Annotated in this window: 1 protein-coding gene; it reads right to left on the reverse strand. The window is 46.1% G+C overall.

Going from position 1 to position 1,812, the window contains the following annotated elements; genetic code table 11:
- Positions 1-380: 380 nt before the first annotated feature.
- Positions 381-1,637 (reverse strand): AmpG family muropeptide MFS transporter, encoded by a 1,257-nt coding sequence (locus tag HMPREF3277_RS11965; RefSeq protein ID WP_003757209.1) that lies wholly within the window; start codon positions 1,635-1,637, stop codon positions 381-383.
- Between the last annotated feature and the right edge of the window lie 175 nt (positions 1,638-1,812).

Here is a 1,812-nt window from a genome sequence, read left to right on the forward strand (position 1 = left end):
ACGCCGTACTGATTTAAATTTAATCCACTATATATGAACGAAGGGAGCGTGAAGAAATCAATTGCGAATAGAGCGGATTCGCATATTGTCGATATAAGACGGCGGGTATCAAGCAAAACTAAAAAACTATTTGCAGAAGGGTAGTCGCGTTATCGAGAAAGTCGGGCGAGGGCAAACTGAAGTGGAAATATCTGTGCAGAAATGGCGGCTCGTGGCTTGGCTTATTTGTATTTGAATCCACGATAGTCCAACATATCTGCGGTTTGCTGTCTTGTATCCGCTTGACTGTTTTCTCTATTCTTGATTTGCATCGTTGCAAAAAAGGTCGTCTGAAACCGGATACATTGGTTTTCAGACGACCTTTAAATTTGGTGGCATATTTAAGCAGATTGTTCTTTTTTATCTCCGTTCCAAGGCGCAACTTTAAATAGCAGCAACATCCCAGGAATCCCCAATATAAAACACAGCCAGAAGAAATTGACATAGCCCATCTTTTCAATCAGAAAACCTGCTGACGCGTTCATAAACGTGCGCGGTACGGCGGATAGGCTGGACAGCAGTGCAAACTGTGTGGCGGTAAATGCGGTATTGGTTTGTTGCGCCATATATGACACAAATGCCACTGTACCCAAGCCCACACCCACTGCCTCGGCAGCAATGACGACTGCCAGCATGGTTCGTTCTGATGCGCCCACATGCTCGAAATGTCCGAAACTTGCCAGCCACGCAAAACCTAAAATCGTAACCCATTGCACCAAACCAAACAGCCACAATGCACGGTTAACGCCTAATTTGTTTACCCAAATGCCGCCGATAATCCCGAAAATCACCGCCGGCCACAGTCCCGCGTTTTTCGCAATCAGTCCCATGTCAGTTGGTGAGAAGCCCATATCGATATAAAACGGGTTTGCCAGCGCAGTTGCCATGCTGTCGCCCAGTTTATACAGCACGATAAAAGCCAAAATAATCAACGCCTGTTTAACGCTTTGACGGGTAAAGAAATCACGGAAAGGCTCGATAACGGTATCTTTCAAGCCTTTTGCACCGACGGGTTGTTGTGCCGGTTCTCGCGCGACAAATAAAGTAGCCAATAAACCCGGAATCATGAATAGAGCGGTAATGACGAATACAGATGACCAAGGCATCCTATCGGCTAAAATCAGACTTAATGAGGCTGGAATCAGCGAGGAAATACGATAGGCATTCACATACAGCGAGTTACCTAAAACCAACTCTTCATCGGACAACACTTCGCGACGGAAAGCATCAATCACAATATCCTGACTGGCAGAAAAAAATGCTACTACCAAAGACAGCCCCAAAATAATCGACAAATGTTCTTGCGGGCGGACAAACGCATAGGCAGCCAAAAGCAGCAAAAGCGCGATCTGCATCACCAACATCCAACCGCGTCGCAAACCTAAAAACGGCAGGCGTACAGAGTCCAGAAGCGGAGACCAGATAAATTTCCAAGTGTAGGGAAAACCAATCAGAGCAAACAGCCCGATGGTTTTCAAATTAACCTCGTTGAGGCGCAGCCACGCAGGAATCAGGCTGTATAGGAAATAAAGCGGCAGCCCCGATGTGAAGCCCGTAAAAATACAAATCAGCATATTGCGCGAAAAAATCCGCTGCATCGTGCTTGGTTGGGAATCAGTCATAATGGATGAGCAGTACAAAAAGAAAGGCACATTGTAACAAATCCTGCGAAGCAGGGCGGGATTGCCTACTGTAATGGTTTAAAAACAAATGAGAGGGCGTGAATTGCCACAGCGAAGGTATAGTGGATTCACTTTAAACCAGTACGGCGTT

Source organism: Neisseria sp. HMSC70E02, from assembly GCF_001838645.1.
GTDB classification, from domain to species: domain Bacteria; phylum Pseudomonadota; class Gammaproteobacteria; order Burkholderiales; family Neisseriaceae; genus Neisseria; species Neisseria macacae.

Bases quoted from the DNA above. Each gene is read 5' to 3' on its own strand.
- HMPREF3277_RS11965 (WP_003757209.1), bottom strand. From the start codon at position 1,637: ATGCAGCGGATTTTTTCGCGCAATATGCTGATTTGTATTTTTACGGGC.